Annotated in this window: 15 protein-coding genes; 5 read left to right on the plus strand and 10 right to left on the minus strand. The window is 66.0% G+C overall.

Going from position 1 to position 17191, the window contains the following annotated elements; all coding sequences use genetic code 11:
• Positions 1 to 78 precede the first annotated feature (78 nt).
• Both IWX77_RS04710 and IWX77_RS04715 read right to left on the minus strand, forming a co-directional pair.
• Positions 79 to 1902: an ABC transporter ATP-binding protein gene (locus tag IWX77_RS04710; protein ID WP_196843371.1), complete on the minus strand. Its 1824-nt coding sequence runs from the start codon at positions 1900 to 1902 to the stop codon at positions 79 to 81.
• Positions 1899 to 3761: an ABC transporter ATP-binding protein gene (locus IWX77_RS04715; protein ID WP_196843540.1), complete on the minus strand. Its 1863-nt coding sequence runs from the start codon at positions 3759 to 3761 to the stop codon at positions 1899 to 1901. The genes IWX77_RS04710 and IWX77_RS04715 overlap by 4 nt, the downstream gene beginning before the upstream one ends.
• 621 nt (positions 3762 to 4382) lie before the next feature.
• On the opposite strand from IWX77_RS04715, the gene IWX77_RS04720 reads away from it, so the two are divergent.
• A complete protein-coding gene (locus IWX77_RS04720) occupies positions 4383 to 5153 on the plus strand; it encodes a DedA family protein (RefSeq protein ID WP_297413718.1) in 771 nt (256 codons plus the stop codon).
• 28 nt (positions 5154 to 5181) lie between these two features.
• Here IWX77_RS04720 and IWX77_RS04725 read toward each other — a convergent pair whose 3' ends face one another.
• The 8 genes from IWX77_RS04725 to sucC all read right to left on the minus strand — a co-directional run bounded on the left by IWX77_RS04725 (position 5182) and on the right by sucC (position 13221).
• A complete protein-coding gene (locus IWX77_RS04725) occupies positions 5182 to 6261 on the minus strand; it encodes a Glu/Leu/Phe/Val dehydrogenase dimerization domain-containing protein (RefSeq protein WP_196843372.1) in 1080 nt (359 codons plus the stop codon).
• Between the two features lie 127 nt (positions 6262 to 6388).
• Complete coding sequence (locus IWX77_RS04730; RefSeq protein WP_196843373.1) at positions 6389 to 7291, minus strand: SCO6745 family protein; 903 nt, start codon at positions 7289 to 7291, stop codon at positions 6389 to 6391.
• A 94-nt stretch (positions 7292 to 7385) separates the two neighbouring features.
• Entirely contained in the window at positions 7386 to 7496 is a 111-nt protein-coding gene (locus IWX77_RS04735; RefSeq protein WP_196843374.1) for a LysR family transcriptional regulator, read from the minus strand.
• 35 nt (positions 7497 to 7531) lie between these two features.
• Positions 7532 to 9196, minus strand: coding sequence for a bifunctional phosphoribosylaminoimidazolecarboxamide formyltransferase/IMP cyclohydrolase (gene purH / locus IWX77_RS04740; protein WP_196843375.1), 1665 nt, complete (start codon positions 9194 to 9196; stop codon positions 7532 to 7534).
• Entirely contained in the window at positions 9193 to 9786 is a 594-nt protein-coding gene (gene purN, locus IWX77_RS04745) for a phosphoribosylglycinamide formyltransferase (protein ID WP_196843376.1), read from the minus strand. Before purN ends, purH begins: the two co-directional genes overlap by 4 nt.
• A gap of 9 nt (positions 9787 to 9795) precedes the next feature.
• A complete protein-coding gene (locus IWX77_RS04750; RefSeq protein WP_196843377.1) occupies positions 9796 to 11043 on the minus strand; it encodes a cell division protein PerM in 1248 nt (415 codons plus the stop codon).
• 107 nt (positions 11044 to 11150) lie between these two features.
• Positions 11151 to 12038 (minus strand): succinate--CoA ligase subunit alpha, encoded by an 888-nt coding sequence (gene sucD, locus IWX77_RS04755; RefSeq protein ID WP_196843378.1) that lies wholly within the window; start codon positions 12036 to 12038, stop codon positions 11151 to 11153.
• Positions 12039 to 12051: 13 nt separating this feature from the next.
• Positions 12052 to 13221 carry an ADP-forming succinate--CoA ligase subunit beta gene (gene sucC / locus IWX77_RS04760; RefSeq protein ID WP_196843379.1) on the minus strand — a complete coding sequence of 390 codons (1170 nt, stop codon included), beginning with the start codon at positions 13219 to 13221 and terminating at the stop codon, positions 12052 to 12054.
• Between the two features lie 220 nt (positions 13222 to 13441).
• On the opposite strand from sucC, the gene IWX77_RS04765 reads away from it, so the two are divergent.
• The 4 genes from IWX77_RS04765 to IWX77_RS04780 all read left to right on the plus strand — a co-directional run bounded on the left by IWX77_RS04765 (position 13442) and on the right by IWX77_RS04780 (position 17189).
• Complete coding sequence (locus IWX77_RS04765) at positions 13442 to 14152, plus strand: VIT1/CCC1 transporter family protein (protein WP_196843380.1); 711 nt, start codon at positions 13442 to 13444, stop codon at positions 14150 to 14152.
• Between the two features lie 18 nt (positions 14153 to 14170).
• On the plus strand, positions 14171 to 14542 hold the full coding sequence (locus IWX77_RS04770; RefSeq protein WP_196843381.1) for a DUF3054 domain-containing protein: 372 nt from the start codon (positions 14171 to 14173) through the stop codon (positions 14540 to 14542).
• Positions 14543 to 14585: 43 nt separating this feature from the next.
• Complete coding sequence (locus tag IWX77_RS04775) at positions 14586 to 15002, plus strand: hypothetical protein (RefSeq protein ID WP_196843382.1); 417 nt, start codon at positions 14586 to 14588, stop codon at positions 15000 to 15002.
• Between the two features lie 246 nt (positions 15003 to 15248).
• The gene (locus IWX77_RS04780; RefSeq protein WP_196843383.1) at positions 15249 to 17189 is read left to right on the plus strand and encodes a PKD domain-containing protein; all 1941 of its coding nucleotides are present in this window, start codon (positions 15249 to 15251) and stop codon (positions 17187 to 17189) included.
• Positions 17190 to 17191 lie beyond the last annotated feature (2 nt).

Consider the following 17191-nt stretch of genomic DNA (forward strand, 5'->3'; position numbering starts at 1 on the left):
TGCGCTTGAATACCGTGGTTGACCCGGCGGCTGGGTCCACGTCGCATCGACACCTGGCCGACCAGCCCTCAAGGTCTGCTACACGAGGGAGTCGCGCCAGGCGGCGTGCATGGTCGCAAAGCGGCCGGTTCCCGAGATGAGCTCGTTCGGGGTTCCGTCCTCCACGATGCGGCCGTGTTCCATCACGAGTACCCGGTCAGCGATCGCCACCGTCGACAGGCGGTGCGCGATGATCACGGACGTGCGATCGGCGAGCAGCGTCTGCAGCGCTTCCTGCACGAGCCGTTCGCTCGGAATGTCGAGCGACGACGTGGCCTCATCGAGAATGAGCACCGCCGGGTTCGCGAGAAAAGCGCGCGCGAACGAGATCAGCTGACGCTGTCCGGCCGACACCCGTCCGCCACGCTTGTTAACGTCGGTGTCATATCCGTTGGGCAGGCTGTCGATGAACTCGTGGGCACCGACAGCGGCCGCGGCGGCGCGAATCTCGTGCGCCGAGGCATCCGGTTTACCGAGCGCGATGTTCTCGGCGACCGAGCCGCTGAACAGGTACGCCTCCTGGGTCACCATGACGATCGCTCGCCGCAGGTCCTTGGGGTGCAGGTCGCGCAGGTCGACGTCGTCGAGCCGTACCCGGCCATCCGTAGGGTCGTAGAACCGGCTCATGAGCTTGGCGAGCGTGGATTTGCCGGCTCCGGTCGACCCGACCAGGGCGATGGTCTGCCCGGCCGGAATATCGAGGTCGAAGTGCGGCAGAATCTCCCGATCGGCCTGGTAGGCGAACTGCACGTTATCGAAACAGACCCGACCACGCGCCTCCCAGAGGTCGACCGGGGCAACCGGATCGGGCACGCCGGGCCGTTCCTCGAGCACGCCCGAGATCTTTTCGAGCGCCGCCGCGGCCGACTGGTAGGAGTTGTAGAACATAGCCATCTCCTCCATCGGGTCGAAGAACCGGCGGGTGTAGAGCAGGGTAGCGAGCAGCGCGCCGATGGCGAGCTGACCGTCGGCCACCCGAAACCCGCCGACGAGCAGCACGGCGGCGACGGTGACGTTGCCGATGAGCACGAGACCCGGGTCGAACACGCCGAACAGCTGAATGACGCGCGCGTTGACCTGCCGGTAATTTTCAACGAGCTTGCCGAAGACTGACTCGTTGTGCTTTTCGGTGCGGAACGCCTTCACGGCGCGAATGCCGGTCATCGTTTCGACGAAGCGCACGATCAGGCTCGCCGACGCGACCCGCGACTGCCGAAACAGGCGTTGCGAGCGCATCTGAAACCAGCGGGTGAGGATAACGAGCGGCAGTAGCGCGCCAAACAGCACGAGTCCGCTGGTACCGTCGAACAGCACGAGGGCGATCGCGGTGAACGACATATAGAGGACGCCCTGCACGAGCTGGTTGATGCCGGAGTCGAGCAGCTCTCGAATGGCATCGAGGTCGCTGGTCTGGCGCGAGATGATGCGCCCCGAGGTGTACGACTCGTGAAATTCGAGGCTGAGCTTTTGCGTGTGCAGGAACACCCGCTTGCGCAGGTCGATCAGCACGGCCTGGCTCACCCGGGCGCTCAACACGGTGTACCAGGCGATGAGCAGCGCGCCGAGCACCCCGGCGACGAGGTAGATCCCGCCGGTCGTCGCGAGCGGCATCCAGTCTTGTTGAAGCAGCGCGGGTAAACCGCGGTCGATGCCGAAGGCGATGAGCGCGGGGCCGGCCACCTGGGCGGCGGTCGAGACGAGCACCAGGAGCATGGCGAGCACGACCTTGCCGCGCACCGGCAGCAACAGCGAGCCGAGCAGTCGCAGGGAACGGGCTCGGATCTGCTTACTTTCGGCCTTGGTGAAGTCGTGGCGTTCTTCGCCCTCTACTCCATTGACGCTTGAATTGGCGGTGACGCTCACAGCGCTTCCTCCGCTCGGTTCGACTCTCTGCGTTCCTCGTCTTCCAGGCTGGAGATGACGAAGGTGTAGTGCGGGCTGGTGCGTAGCAGCTCGGAGTGTGTGCCGACGGCGGTGATGCGGCCGTCTTCGAGCAGCGCCACCCGGTCGGCGAGCATGACCGTTGATGGGCGGTGCGCCACGATGAGCGCGGTGGTGTCGACGAGTACCTCGCGCAGCGCGTTCTCCACGAGCGATTCGGTGTTCACGTCGAGCGCCGACAGCGGATCGTCGAGAATGAGCACGGATGGCCGGGCCGCGACCGCGCGGGCGAGCGCGAGTCGCTGCCGCTGCCCACCGGAGAGGCTCATGCCTTCCTCGCCGACGAGGGTGTCGACGCCGAGTGGCAGGTCGTTCACAAAACCGGCCTGCGCGATCTGCAGGGCCTGCGCGAGCACGGCATCCGCTGCGGGGCTACTGCCGGCAAATTCGGCGCGACCCAGCAGCACGTTGTCACGAACGGATGCCGAGAACAGCGTTGCATCCTCGAATGCCATCGCGAGGTGGCTACGCAGCTCCTCGCGACTGAGCGCACGCACGTCGACACCGTCGAGCGTCACGGCGCCAGCGGTGACGTCATAGAGGCGGGTCGTGAGCGCCGTGAGCGTGGACTTGCCCGAGCCGGTGAGGCCAACCAGCGCCATGGTCTCCCCCGGTTCGAGAACGAGGTCGATGCCGTTGAGCAGGTCGGGAAAGCGCTCCGGCGAGTCCGGGTAGCGAAAGTGCACGTTGTTGAACGCGAGCCGGCCGAGCGGTGCGGCGAGCGTGGCCGGGTCCGCGGGGTCGGTGATCTCGTTCGGGGTGTCGAGAATGTCAAAGAACCGGTCCGTCGCGGTACGCGCGTCGAAGGTCATCGACAACAAAAACCCGATTGATTCCACCGGAAACCGCAACACGGTCGCGGTCGCGAAGAACGCCAACAGCTCGCCGCCGCTGAGGTCGCCCTGGCTGGTGAGCCAGACACCGACCATGAGGCAGAGCGCGAACGCGACATCGGGCACGAGCAGCAGCCAGAGCCAGATGCCGGCTATGGCGCGTGCCTTCTCGATCTCGGTGCCGCGCAGGCTTTCCGCCTGCGAGGCGAAGTTCTTGAGCGCGAACGACCCGCGTCCAAAGGCCTTGAGCACGCGAATGCCGTGCACCGACTCCTCGACGGCGGTCGCGAGGTCGCCGGCCTGGTCTTGGCTGCGCCGGGCGATCACCGAGTACTTCTCCTCGAAGACGTAGCCGTAGATCCAGATCGGTATTGAGCAGACCACGAAAATCACGCCGAGCAGCCAGTTCATCCAGAGCAAAATGGCGACGCCGGCGACGATGGTGAGAAAGTTGACGACGAGCAGCACGAGCCCGAAGGACACCCAGCGGCGAATGAGGTTGAGGTCGCTGACAGCGCGCGAGAGCAGCTGACCGCTCGGCCAGCGGTCGTGAAAGCTCACCGGCAGGTCCTGCAGCCGGGCATAGAGGTGGTTGCGCATGCGCGCCTCAATGTGGGTGCCAGGGATCAGCACGAACCAGCGACGCAGGGCGATCATGATCGCTTCGAGCACACCGAGCCCGAGGACCACCCACACGGCCGGCCAGATCTGCGAGGCGCTGTCGCCGTTCCCCGCGGTGCGCAGCGGGCCGTCAACGAGCCAGGCCAGCACCTGCGGAATGGCCAGGGCCACGAATCCGGCGAGAAGCGCGGCCACCATGCCGAGATAGATACGAGGCAGGGCCGGTTTGGCATAGGGGTAGAGCCGCTGCAGGCTGCGAAAGGTACTGTTGCGTGCTGCCGCGTCGTTCGTGGGGGGCGGCGGTGCCGGTGGTGTGGTCGTGGTCATGGTCATGTCCTGATTGTGCTGCGGCCGCGCCCCGGGGTGCAGGGTTACGGCGGATGTCTATGGTCGCCGATACCAAACGAGGTGGGCGGTGGGGAACGTGCGAGCGACGAGCTGACGAGAACGTGCCGCGCTTGGTGTTACGGCCGGCGCAGTACGGCGGCGCAGTACGGCTGGGCAGTACGGCTGGGCAGTACGGCGGCGCAGTACGGCTGGGCAGTACGGCTGGGCAGTACGGCATTGCGGGCGGATACTCCCGGGCCACGTCACCCAGGTCGCGGCACGAGTGCTGAGCGCCTGACCGGACGAGCGACGAAAGAGCTAGACGGGGAAGCTCCCAGCGGCAGCGAAGAACGGGGCAAACGCGCCAAAGTGAACGCCGTCGTTCGCAATGGTCGCGAGCGTGATCGGTGCTGTCTTTGTCATGTCTGCCTCCTGGGCGCCTCAAGGAATATGTGTCCCATGCCCCCCCGGATCAGGCAGCCTTTCAGACTATGCGAAAGGAGGGCAGAACGCAAGGTTTTTTCCGGGATGGCATCCGCTTGGCCAACGTTGGCGTCTCGAAGCCGCAGGGTCGGGGCTGGAGGGTCGGGGCTGGAGGGCGACACCGCGCGTTTTTCCAGCATGGCGTCACGTAGTCTGGGATCTGCGCTTGTCGTCGGCATGGCCATGCCGCGCGCGCTCACCCCGTTGGAAGGATTCTTCATGCTGCCCACCCTGCTCGGAATCGATTTTCTCGACTCTGACTGGCTGATCCACTCGTTTGGATCGTTCGTGCTGCTTGGCGTCGCCGCGGTTGTCTTCATCGAGACCGGTTTTATTGTGCTGTCGTTCCTACCGGGTGATTCACTGCTGTTCACCGTTGGCCTGCTGACCGCGACCGGAGTCGTTCCGCTGCCGATCTGGATGACCTGCCTGGTCGTCTTCGCGGCTGCCTTCGCCGGCGACCAGCTCGCCTACGTCATCGGTCGAAAAGCTGGCCCCGCGGTGTTCTCTCGGGAGAAAAACCGTTTCTTCAATCCGAAAAACGTCGAGCGCACCAACGCCTTTTTCGCCAAGCACGGCGGTAAGTCCATCATCCTGGCCCGTTTTCTGCCGGTCTTTCGGGCCTTCGTGCCGGTCGCTGCCGGGGTCGGCAAAATGCGGTACCGCAGCTTCGTGACCTACAACGCCATCGGAGCCTTCGCCTGGGGCGTCGGCCTCACCCTCGTCGGATTCTTCCTCGGCCAGTTCGCCTTCGTCGCGGCGTACTCCGAATACTTCATCATCGGCATCATTCTACTGTCGGGAATCCCGATTCTCACCGAACTGGCCAAGGCCGCCCGCACGACGCTCAAGGAGCGCCGTGCGGCCGCACGCGTTCTGCCGACGATTCCGGCCGACCTGCGCGAGTAGCGTCACGCGCAGCCGGCGCTCGAACGCGCTACCGGGCGGCGTCGAGGCGGGCAGCGGCGAGCAATTCCGCGGCCGCGAGGGTTGTGATCTCGTTCGCGCGGGCATCCGTGAAAATCTGCGTGAGCACAGAGCCAATTGCCGCGACGCGCTCAGTGATCTGCGTGAGGTCGGCGTTTGGTTCGCTCGCCATGGCGAGGTAGACGACGCCGCCGGCGTTGACGACAAAATCCGGAGCCCAGAGGATGCCCCGCGAGTCCAGCTGGGCGGCCCCGGCGGGGTTCGCGAGCTGGTTGTTGGCTGCGCCACAGACGCCGACCACGTTCAACTCCGCGATGACGGCTGATGTCAAAACGCCGCCGAGTCCGCACGGCACGAACAGGTCGGCGTGCACCCGGTGCGCATCAGCGACCGACACCCAGGTGGCGCCGAGCTCGTCGGCGAGTGCGCGCTTGTCGGGGTTGATGTCGGTGACGGTGAGGGTGGCGCCGGCGGCGGCGAGCGCCGTGGCGAGGCGTCCGCCGACCTGGCCGAGGCCCGAGATCACCAGGTGGCGGCCGTGCACCTCGCGGCTGCCGAACAGTGCCGCGAGGGTGGATTCGATGCTCGCGTACACGCCGGCCGCCGTGGCATCGGCTGGTTCGCCGACGCCGCCGCTGGCGACGGGCAGCCCGCAGACGTGGCTCGTGCGTTCGGCGACGATGGCCATGAGCTCGGCGCTCGTGCCGACGTCTTCGGCCGTCTTGTAGGCCCCATTGAGACTCTCGATAGCGTCGCCAAGGTCGAGCATCGCCCGGCGCTTCTCGGCATCGGTCAGCACCGTGCCGAGCGGCAGGTAGATCACGGACTTGCCGCCGCCAAGGTTCAGGCCGGCGGCCGCGTTCTTGAGGGTCATGGCGCCGGAGAGCCGCAGGGCGTCCGCGACCGCGTCGGTCCAGCTCGCATACTGCCACAGGCGGGCGCCACCGAGGGCCTGGCCGAGCCGGGTGGAATGAACCGCAACGGTAATCGTCAAACCCGAGCGAGCTCCGGTGGTGATCAGCACTTTCTCGTGTTCGAGCGATAGCGAGGCAAGGGCATCCAGCGAGGGTGCGGCGTGCGTAAGGGTCATCGATTACTCCTTCAAAGTGGCCTTGTGGGCCGGATGCGGCGGGGCCGGTGTGTGGCGTCGCCTCAGACAGGATAACGCGACCGAGGCCCTGTGCGGGAGCACAGCGACTCTTGCAGTGCCCCTCGGCTCAAGGCGCGACGGGAGCGACCGGAACTGCAGTGGCCTGCGGGTCGGTGGTGGGATCCCAGGGAGCTGGCATGCCGATCGGGTTCGGGTACGGAAATATGGTCGCACAAGCGTTGGCGATCGGGGCGAGCAGCCGAGCTACTCCTCGGACCTCCTCGTCGCTGAGTGCGTTCCACGGGCTCTGAGCCAACTGGTTCGTGAGCAGCTCCGCCCGGTTGAGCGCCTCACATCCACTCTGACTCACGGCCCCGCCGGGTGTCAGGAGCCCCCGCTTCGCCAGGTCATCACGGGCCTGGCCCCACTGTTCGTCGGTCCAGCCTCGACCACGCTGCATCGCTGCGGGGTCGAGGTCGAGTGCGCTCCGAATCACGATGGTGCTCAATCCGGCCAGCTTTTCGGTGACGAGGGCTATGACGTGGCCGTCTCCGCGGTGTTCGCGAAGGGTCGCTGCGGCCTGCCAGAGCTGGCGGTAGGGGTCTGCCGGTTCGGGTAGAGCCTGGTTCGCCGCGGCCAGCGGGCGACCCACCGTGTCGGCGCGCTGAACGATGCGGCTCAGGGCCTCTGCGGCTCGGGCGACCACGTCTTCGTCGGGCACGAGGTCACGCAGCGTCTGTGCTGCCCCGAGGGATCGCGCCTCGATGGCTTGTTCGGCGGAGACGGTGGACCAGACCGCCGGTAGGGAGCGCGCAACAAGTGCCGGGGCGAATCCGCTGAAGATGGCGACGACCGGCGCTGTTCCAACCGGGCCGAGCGGCGCCGCTCTGCCGGCGAAGTAGCCGTCCCAGTAGCGGATGAGGCCGATATCGGCGAACGCTGCCCGAGCCTGCTGAGAGAAATACGTGACGGCGTGAATCGGTTCGAACAGTGTCCACAGCGCCCGCACCACGTGCTCTCTTGATGCCATCCGGACCTCCTCGTCGTGACCGAGCCTACGTGAGCGGCGATCGGTTCCATCACCGGTCAGGTGCGTGCCCCGCGTTGGAACGGATCCGCCAGGGTCAGCTGGCCTGCGACAGCGACGGTTGGGCTACGTGGAGATGTCCGGCCGCGCGCCCACAGCCGCCGTGGTCGACGGCGCCCAGAAAGAAGCGTAGGTGCCGCACAGCCATGTTGCCTGCAGCCCCGTGATTTACTCACGGATGACCTAGTGAAAGAAGTGGCGCTCCCCGGCGAAGAACATCGAAACCCCGGCAGCCTCGGCCGTCGCAATGACTTCGGGGTCGCGCACGGATCCACCGGGCTGCACGACGGCCGCGATGCCGGCGTCGAGCAGCACTTCGAGTCCGTCCGCGAAGGGGAAGAATGCGTCCGACGCGGCGACCGATCCCTTTGCGCGTTCGCCGGCGCGGCTCACGGCGAGGTGGCAGGAGTCGACCCGGTTGACCTGGCCCATGCCCACACCAACGGATGCCCCGGCGTGCGCGAGCAGAATCGCGTTCGACTTCACGGAACGGCACGACTTCCACGCGAATTCGAGGTCGGCGCGGGTGACGGCATCCACGTCGGGGCCAGCCACGAGCATCCAACCTACCGAGCTGAAGCTTTCGAAGCTGTCGGTCTCCTGCACGAGCAGACCGCCCGAGATCTGGTGCAGTTCGAGCGAGGAACGCTCGTAGTCGGCGGGCAGCTCGAGCAGGCGAATGTTCTTCTTCTTGGTGAGCAGTTGGACCGCGGCCGGCTCGAAGCCGGGGGCGATGAGCACCTCGGTGAAGATCTCACTGATGGTTTCAGCCATGCCGAGAGTGACGACGCGGTTTGCGGCGATCACGCCGCCGAACGCGGAGATCGGGTCGCAGGCGTGGGCGCGCAGGTGCGCGGAGGCGATGGCATCCGGTGCGTTGGGCTTGGCGATAGCGATTCCGCACGGGTTGGCGTGCTTGACGATCGCGACGGCTGGCTCGCTGAAGTCGAACGCGGCACGCACCGCGGCATCGGCGTCGACGTAATTGTTGTACGACATTTCCTTGCCGTGCAGCTGCCGGGCCTGGGCGATACCGCGGCCGCCCTCGCCGACGTAGAGCGCGGCAGCCTGGTGCGAGTTCTCGCCGTAGCGCAGGATGGCCGCACGGGTGACCTCAATGCCGAGTCCCTCGGGAAACGGCGACTCGTCGTCTTCGTCGTCGGCCGCCTCAAGGGTGCCGTCTTCACCCGGCGCTTCGATGTCGTCCTGCCACTGGTCGTAGACGTTCTCGGTGAACCAGGCCGACACGCTCAGGTCGTAGTCGGCGGTGTGCTCGAACGCCAGGGACGCGAGCTTCTGGCGCAGCTGGAGGGTCGAGCCGCCCTCGGCGACGGCGGCGATGATCTCGCCGTAGTTGGCCGGGTCGACGACGATGGCCACGTTGGCGTGGTTTTTAGCCGATGCACGCACGAGCGCCGGTCCGCCGATGTCGATCTGTTCGATCACGTCGGCCGGCTCGGCACCGCTCAGGGCGGTTTCGACGAAGGGGTACAGATTGACGACGACGAGCTGGAAGGCCTTGATACCAAGCTCTTCGAGCTGCGCTTGGTGCGCTTCGAGGCGCAGGTCGGCGAGGATTCCGGCGTGCACGCCGGGGTGCAGGGTCTTGACGCGGCCGCCAAGCGATTCCGGAAAGCCGGTGACGGCGGAGACGTCGGTGACGTCGTAGCCGGCGGCGCGAATGGTGGCCGCGGTGGATCCGGTGGAGACGATTTCGACGCCATCCGCTGTCAGGGCGGCGGCGAGGTCGAGCAGGCCGGTCTTGTCGCTCACGGAGATGAGTGCACGCTCAATGGCGATCTGGTCCCGGTTACGGTACGAGCTGGACGCGTTGGTGTGACCACTCATGCGTTGGAATTCTCCTTGAGGTTCATGTGTCCGTTGGCAATGTCGAGCACGGTCTGAATGAGCAGGCGCCTCTCAACGATCTTGATGCGATTCTGCAGGATGGTTTCGGTGTCACCGGGCAAGACGTCGACGCGCTCCTGCACCAGGATGGGCCCCGCGTCGATACTGTTGTCAACCACGATGATGCTCGCACCGGTCTGTACGGCCCCGGCGGCGAGGGCGTCACGCACGGCGTGCGCCCCGGGAAACTCGGGCAGGTAGGCCGGATGCGTGTTGATCAGGTTTGGCGACAGGGCGGCGACTACTCGCGGCGGCAGCAGCCGCATCATGCCGCTGAGCACGACCAGGTCGGGCTGCCACTGCTGAATCTGCGCGAGCAGTTCGTCGCCCCAGGCTGCGCGGTCGGCGAAGGATGTGTACGGAACGGAGAACGCAGGGATTCCGAATTCAACGCCGAGTTCGAGCCCGTCGGCGTCGCGGTCGGCGCCGATCGCCACAATTCGGGCCGGAAACTCGGCGTCTTCTGACGCCTCCAGCAGGGCCCGCAGGTTGGATCCTCCGCCGGAGATCAACACGACAATAGACAGCACCGTTTGAGCCTACCGTTTGGCGCGGAGCACCGAGGGGACCCGTACCCGGCCGGAGAGCATGCCGAGGGCCGCCGCGACGCCGATTTCGGCTGCGGCGAGCGCGCCGACCATCAACGCATTCGGCCCGACCTCGACCAGGCGACCGGGGCCCATTGCCCCGGCCGACCACCAGGAGAGCAGGCCGAGGAGCGCGCCGCCGACGACACCCATGCCGAGGCCGCTGAGCACGTGTTCGAGCGTGGTGCGTTCAGGCACCCCGGTGCGGTCCAGGAACTGCCGGGTCACGACGGCAAACACGAAACCAATGAGCACGGGCACGAGCAGTCCGACAAAGCCGTAAGCGGGGGTCCCCTGCGGCAGCGCGCCGAACAGCGGCAGGCCGGGCAGGGTGCCGACGACGGTACCGATCGGCGACACGGTGGTTCCCACACCCATCGCGATTCCGGGCCCGACGAACCACGCAGCGGCCCAGATGACGAGGTTGGGAATGAGGGCGAGCTGGGCGAGGGTGATGGTGGCACCGCCGAAAACGCCGGCCTGCACCGCCTCATAGAGCCCGATGATGGTCGCGTAGTTGACCGCGATGAGCGCGGCCACGGCAACGGCGGACACGATCAGCACCCCGGCGGCAGCGGCCGTTCCGCCGCGCAGGGCACCCTCGATGACGGTGCGGGCGGGCTGCGGCATCCGCTGGTACCACGAGCGGATTCCGCGGCTCACCCGATCCAGACCGGCCACGGCCCCCGCGGTCTTGCGCCGCCCCAGTTCCGCCCCGACCAGAACCCCGACCGCATAGATGAGCGTCGGCAGCACGAGCCCCTGCAGCTGGTTGGGCCTCACCGTTTCCGCGAGTGCGGACAGCGTCACGAGCGAGGCGAGAAGCGCGTAGGTACCCACCGCAACGCCGACGCCGGTCCAGCGATGCGGGGTTTCTGCGGCGCGACGGCCGGTGTGCACGCCCATGAGCACGGAGAGCATGGCGAAGCCGAGCGGCACGATCGAGATGAGAAAGGGGGTGTCTGCGCCGGCCAGGCCGAGCGCGGCGGCCACGTCGGGGCCGAGCTGCACCGTGAGGTCGACGCCGTTGCCAAGCAGCCAGATATCGGCGGCGGCCCGCCAGAACACGAACCATTCGACCGACAGGCCGAAGTGCGCGGCCCAGAGTACGGTGAGCGGCACCATGGCGATGCCAATGCCAATGGCGACAACAAGTAATGCCTCGAGAGCGGCGAGCAGGGCGGTCGTTATGCGGTTCATCCGTTGCGAGCCTATATCGCCTTGCCGACAATGCTCGCCAGCACGCGCCCGGTACGCAGAAGGGGCCCGCCGATAACCCGGCGAACCCCTCACGTACAGCGTGTTGCTTACAGTGCGGCCAGTGCCTCACGGAGCAGTGTGGCAGCCTCGCTCGGCGTCTTGCCGACCTTGACTCCGGCGGCCTCAAGGGCCTCCTTCTTGCCCTGGGCAGTTCCGGCGCCGTCAGAGACGATGGCGCCGGCGTGGCCCATGGTTTTCCCTTCGGGGGCCGTGAAGCCGGCCACGTAGCCGATGACCGGCTTCGTGACGTGCGCCTTGATGTACTCCGCGGCCTTCTCTTCAGCGTCGCCGCCGATTTCGCCGATCATGACGATCGCGAGAGTCTCGGGGTCAGCCTCGAACGCCTCGAGGGCGTCGATGTGCGTCGTGCCGATGATGGGGTCGCCACCGATGCCGATCGCGGTCGAGAAGCCCAGGTCGCGCAGTTCGTACATCATCTGGTAGGTCAGGGTGCCTGACTTGGAGACGAGTCCGACCGGACCCTTGCCGGTGATGTTCGCCGGCGTGATGCCGACGAGTGCTTCACCGGGGGTGATGATGCCGGGGCAGTTCGGGCCGATGATGCGGGTCTTGCTGCCCTTGGCCTTGGCGTAAGCCCAGAACTCGGCCGAGTCCTGCACCGGCACGCCCTCAGTGATGATGACGAGCAGCGGAATCTCGGCGTCGATCGCTTCGATGACGGCATCCTTGGTGAATACCGGCGGCACGAAAACGATGGAGACGTCGGCGCCGGTCGTGGCGACGGCCTCGGCGACCGTGCCGAACACGGGCAGTTCTACGTCGCCGTGCACGACCGTGGTTCCGGCCTTGCGGGCGTTCACGCCACCGACGACCTGGGTACCGGCCTTGAGCATGAGGGCGGTGTGCTTGGTGCCCTCACCTCCGGTGATGCCCTGAACGATGACCTTGGAGTCCTTGTTGAGGAAGATTGACATTCTTGGTTGTCCTTTACTTCGCTGCGTGGGCGAGCTCGGCGGCTTTGGCGGCGCCCTCGTCCATGGTGGCGGCCAGTGTTACGAGCGGGTGGTTCGCCTCGGCGAGGATGCGACGGCCCTCCTCGACGTTATTGCCGTCGAGGCGCACCACGAGCGGCTTGTTGGCGCTCGAACCGAGCTCGGCGAGCGCGCCGACGATGCCCGTGGCGACAGCGTCACACGCGGTGATGCCACCGAATACGTTGACGAACACGCTCTTGACCTGCGGGTCGCCGAGAATGACGTCGAGGCCGGCGGCCATGACCTCGGCGGATGCTCCGCCCCCGATGTCGAGGAAGTTAGCCGGCTTGACGCTGCCGAAGTTCTCGCCGGCGTACGCGACGACGTCGAGGGTGCTCATGACGAGCCCCGCGCCGTTGCCGATGATGCCGACTTGACCGTCGAGCTTGACGTAGTTGAGGCCGGCAGCCTTCGCCTTGGCTTCGAGCGGGTCAGCCGCAGCAGCGTCCTCGAGGAGGGCGTGCTTGGGGTGACGGAAGTCGGCGTTCTCGTCGATCGTGACCTTGCCGTCGAGGGCGATGATATCGCCCTCTTCGGTGAGGACGAGCGGGTTGACCTCGACCAGGGTCGCGTCTTCACCCGTGAACACGTTGTAGAGCTTGACGAAGACCGGGGCGACCTTGTCGACGAGCTCGGCCGGGAACTTCGCGTCGATGGCGATCTGTTTCGCAACAGCGAGGTCGATACCGACCATCGGGTCGACGGCCGTGTAGGCGAGCGCTTCGGGCTTCTCGACGGCGAGAACTTCAATCTCCACGCCGCCCTCGTAGCTGGCGAGCGAGAGGTAGGACCGGTTGGATCGGTCCAGCAGTACGGAGAAGTAGAACTCCTGCTTGATGCGAGCTCCGCCGGCCACCATGACGCGGTGAACGGTGTGGCCCTTGATGTCGAGGCCCAGGATGCCCTGGGCTGCGGCCTCGGCGTCATCGGGGTTCTTGGCCACCTTGACGCCGCCGGCCTTGCCGCGGCCGCCAACCTTGACCTGCGCCTTGACGACGACCACGCCGCCCAGCTTTTCGGCCGCTGCACGCACTTCTGCGGGGGTGTCCGCGATGATGCCCGGCAGAACCGGCACACCATATTCCTCAAAGAGGTCTCTGGCTTGGTATTCGTAAAGATCCACGCTGCTCTTCCAATCCGCGTCTCAGCGGTCTTACCGCTGTTGAGGTTGATGGTGACAGCAGTCATTGCCGCAAATATAGCTCGACATCAAGACATACCGACCATCTGAAACTCTATCGCGTGAATTGGGGGGTCAAGTCCCACCCGAGCACCGGCACCACCCGTGAAAGGCTAGCCACACCTTGCTGGACCGCCGCGCGACAGAGTGCTTATCTATTCTTATGACTGTTTTAAAGCAAGCCGTCGAGCCGCACGCGGCCGGCCTGGCGTCACGTTTGAACTGGCTGCGCGCCGGCGTGCTGGGCGCGAACGACGGCATCGTCTCGGTGGCCGCTCTCGTGGTGGGTGTCGCCGCCGCCACCACGGACTCCCACGTCATCCTCATCGCCGGGGTCGCGAGCCTTCTCGCTGGCGCGATCTCGATGGCCCTCGGCGAATACGTGTCGGTGAGTAGTCAGCGCGACTCCGAGCGAGCCCTCATCGCGAAGGAGACCTGGGAGCTCGAGAACCAGCCGGAGGAGGAGCTCGCCGAGCTGGCCGGATTCTACGAGGCCAAGGGCCTTTCCAGCCACACCGCCCACCAGGTCGCGGTCGAGCTCACCAAGCACGACGCCCTCGCGGCGCACCTCGAAGTTGAGCTGCACATCACCGCGGAGGACGTGTCGAATCCGTGGCACGCCGCCTACGCATCCGCAATCGCGTTTACCGTCGGCGCGGCGCTCCCCCTGCTCGCCGTGCTGCTGCCGCCGGCGGAGTGGCGCATCGGCGCCACGTTCGTCGCGGTTCTGGTGGCCCTGGCCATCACCGGCTGGCTCAGCGCACACCTCGGCAACAGCCCCAAGCCGCGTGCCATCGCCCGCATCGTCCTCGGTGGGATCCTCGCTCTCGCGGTGACCTACTTCATCGGGGCCCTCATCGGCGGCAACGTCTGACCCGATTAGGCTGGACGAGTGCCTACCCGTCGAAACGCTCTATTCTTTCTCGTCGATGCCGTCCTCGTGCTGGTGTTCGTGCTCATCGGGCGCGCCAGCCACAACGAGGGCCTGCTGGGGGCTTTGGTCACCTACTGGCCGTTCCTCGCCGGCCTCATTCTGGGCTGGCTGTTGCTGCGCGCCTGGCGCAGCCCGAGCCGCATCCGCTTCACCGGCCTCGGAATCTGGGTTTCAACGGTCGGGTTCGGTCTACTACTGCGGGTCGTGAGCGGCCAGGGCGTGCAGTTGAGCTTCGCGATCGTCACCACGGTCGTGCTCGGCGTCTTCCTGCTCGGCTGGCGCGCCGTCGCCGCCCTCGTTCACCGCTCACGTTCGGCCGCGCACGCCTGACCTCTTTACGAGCGCGGAACTTGGGACCTCATGGGTTGAGGTCATGGACATGAACACAGTGGTGAGGAGGGCTGCGGTTGCGTACGCCGATGCACAATTCGATCTCACGGGCAATAGCTACCCGTTTGGAGCCATCAAGAATGACGATGACTACGACGACGATGAAGTTCTTGCCGCCGGACGGCGGAAATTCCTCGAAAATCGACCCGGTGAATCAGAAGTCAACGCGCAATCGACGGTCAGCCATTTGGGCGCAGCACTCTACGAACTGGCGCACGCAGACGGATGGGATTCCCTCGACAAGGCCCCTGGGCTGACTCCCCTGGGGTCAGCCATCGTGGCGGCCGAGCAGACCGACCAGATTGAATTTTCGCAGGATCTCTTAGACGACGAAGAGCCTGACCGCAATTTCGCTATTGATGGCCGAGTGCTTTACACCGAGGAGAATCGGTACTTCTGACGATCATCAGCGCGATGAGAGGCGACGCATGGTACGTCATCGATACGATTCTGCCGATGCTGAAGGCTCCGTTTAGCTCGGGAAGCGCGCCACCGACATCCCTTATCGGTCGATCGATCCCGTTGCGGACGGGTCATTGCCTCACCCGCGCGCAGGGTCTATTCTGCTTTGCAAGACGCGTGTCACGCACCTCTTGAGGTGTCCGGTGCCAATCGTCGAACGCGGCAGAGGTATGAGGAGTCGGCCATGAATGCACGCAGGTCATTTGCCGCGGGGGCCACCGGCGCGGCCCTCGTCTTGGCCGCATTCGTGGGGTCGACCCCGTCGCCCGCCGCGATCGTCCCGGCGGTGGCTGCCCAGGGAACAGTACACTTCACCGCGGCAGGAGACGTGAGCGCAAGCGCGGCCGCGAGCGCGATGTTGAGCCAGGTCGGCGCGGCACGTCCCGATGCCCACTTCACGCTCGGCGACCTGAGCTACGGCTCCACCGGGGCTGAACAGACCTGGTGTGACTTCGTCACAACGAGGGTCGGTGCCGGATTCCCGTTCGAGGCGATCTCCGGAAACCACGAGAGCAATGGCCTGAACGGCAATATCAACGACTTCACGGCGTGCCTGCCGAACCAACTTCCTGGCGTGGTGGGAACCTACGGTCGCCAGTACTACGTCGACGTCCCGCAGGTCAATCCGGTCGTGCGATTCATCATGATCTCTCCCGAGCTGACCTTCGTGGATGGTGTCTGGTCGTACGCGGTGGGCACCCCGCGGTACCAGTGGACCTCGAATACGATCGACGGTGCACGCGGCGCCGGTATTCCCTGGGTCGTCGTCGGTATGCACAAGCAATGCATCTCGGTCGGGCGGGGCGGGTGCGAATCCGGCGCCGATCTGATGAACCTCCTCGTCTCTAAACGGGTCGACCTCGTACTGACCGGCCACGAGCACAACTACGCGCGCAGCAAACAGCTTGCGCTCGGCGCATCCTGCACTGCGATCGTGCCGGGGACTTTCACGGCCGGCTGTGTCGCCGACGGCGACAATGCGCTCGTCAAGGGAGCCGGCACCGTATTTGACACCGTCGGCACGGGAGGGACGCCGCTTCGGGACCTCACGATCGGGGACTCGGAGGCACCGTATTTTGCGGCGTCAGCGGGGCTCAACTCCAATCCCACCTTCGGTTACCTCGATGTGAGCACGACCGCCGATACGCTCACGGCGCGGTTCCTGCCCGTGCTGGGCGGCACGTTCACGGATGCCTTCACGATCACCGCTGGCGCCACGCCCGTCAACCAGGCGCCCGTCGCCTCCTTCACGGCCGCCTGCACTGCGCTCGATTGCAGCGTCAACGCGAGTGCCTCGAGCGACCCGGACGGGACCATAACGGGCTACGCCTGGAACTGGGGCGACGGAGCAGTCGGGACCGGTGCGACCGCTGCCCACAGCTTTGCGACGGCCGGGACCTACACCGTGACGCTCACCGTGACCGACAATGCAAGTGCGACCGGCAGCACGACGCGCCCCGTCGTCGTCAGCACCGGAACGCCGCCCTTCGCCGTGGATTCCTTCTCACGAACGGTGACGAACGGCCTCGGCACGGCCGAGGTGGGCGGGGCGTGGACCACGACTGGGAGTTCCACCATGTTCTCGGTCGACGGCGCGGCGCGCATTCGAGTTGCGACGGCCGGGGTGACGGCCAACGCCTATCTCGCCCAGGTATCCCAGGCGCAGACCGATGTGCAGTTCGTCGTGTCTTCCGACAAGGTTGCCACCGGGGGCGGTATCTTCATCTCGGCCAGTGGTCGGCGCATTGTCGGGGTTGGTGCCTATCAGGCGAAGATCGTCTTGCGCTCCTCCGGGCTGGTCGCCCTCTCGCTGGTGCGTGTGAACGGCTCCGGCTCTGGGGAGGTCGTTCTTCAGTCCGCGATCAACGTGCCGGGTCTGACGGTGGCCGCCGGAGACCGGCTCAACGTTCGGGTGCAGGTCACGGGGGTGAATCCGACTACGGTGCAGGCGAAGGTCTGGCCGGTCAGCGGTGCCGAGCCGACGACGTGGCAACGTACGGTCACGGATGCGACGGCCGGGCTCCAAACGGCCGGCGGTCTCGGAATCACGGTGTACGTCTCGAGCAACGCGACGAACATGCCCGTGGTCGGAACGATCGACGATTTATTCGCTCGTATCCCCTAAAT

It is taken from the genome of Cryobacterium sp. CAN_C2 (genome assembly GCF_015751745.1).
GTDB lineage: Bacteria > Actinomycetota > Actinomycetes > Actinomycetales > Microbacteriaceae > Cryobacterium.